Source organism: Plantactinospora sp. A48 (assembly GCF_055793945.1).
Genome location: NZ_JBTIXF010000144.1, coordinates 1 through 906, shown reverse-complemented (window position 1 = coordinate 906; position 906 = coordinate 1). Strand labels below are relative to the sequence as shown.

The window sequence follows — 906 nt, the reverse complement described above, 5'->3', positions numbered from 1 at the left end:
GAGCCATTTTCATCGTGGTGGAGGGGTCTGAGCAGCTACGCGGCGGCGTGTCGATGCTCCAGATAGGACGAAGCTCCCGGTAGGACAGCAGTCGACCAAGACGCACCGCCCAGCACCGGGAGCTTCGTTGCTGACCTATCCTGCCAGCATCCCGCTGTCCACGCGCAGCCTGACCCGCCTGACCGAACTGATCCGCGACCGACGACGCGCGCTCGGTGGCCGTTGGCGCCGGCTGACCGCGGGGCAGCAGGCGCTGATGGCCCTGGCCCACCTGCGTAACGGCGACACCCTCACCCGCCCTCGCGGCCGGCTTCGAGGTGTCCGTGACCACCGTGTGGCGCTACCTGCGCGAGCCGTCGACCTGCTCGCCGCCTGTGCCGACGACCTGAACGCCGCGATGCGCCGAGCCGCACGACTGGCGTACGCGATTCTCGACGGTACGTTGATACCGATCGACCGGGTCGCCGACCAGCGGCCCTACTACTCGGGCAAACACAAGCGCCACGGAGTGAACGTCCAGGTCCTGGCCGACGCCGCCGGACGGCTGATATGGGCCTCACCCGCGTTGCCCGGGGCGGTGCACGACCTGACCGCGGCCCGTACCCACGGCCTGATCGACGCCCTGGCCAGCAACAACGTCCTAACGTTCGCGGACAAGGGCTACCAAGGCGCCTGCGGCACCGTCTGGACCCCGTTCAAACGTCGCCGGACCCGCCTGTCCCGCCGGCAGAAGTCCGTCAACAGGCAGAACGCCAAGATCCGAGCCCTCGGCGAACGCGCCATCTCCACACTCAAGACCTGGAAAATCCTGACCAAGCTCCGCTGCTGCCCCCGCCGAGCCACCGCGATCGTACAGGCCATCCTCGTCCTCCAAACCGCCGAAGACGCCCGCCACCCACGATGAAA

At 68.2% G+C, this 906-nt stretch carries 1 pseudogene; it reads left to right on the top strand.

The window, feature by feature from the left end:
* The first annotated feature begins 127 nt into the window (after positions 1-127).
* Positions 128-904, top strand: a pseudogene (locus ACXN5W_RS30355) (transposase family protein).
* The last annotated feature ends 2 nt before the right edge of the window (positions 905-906 follow it).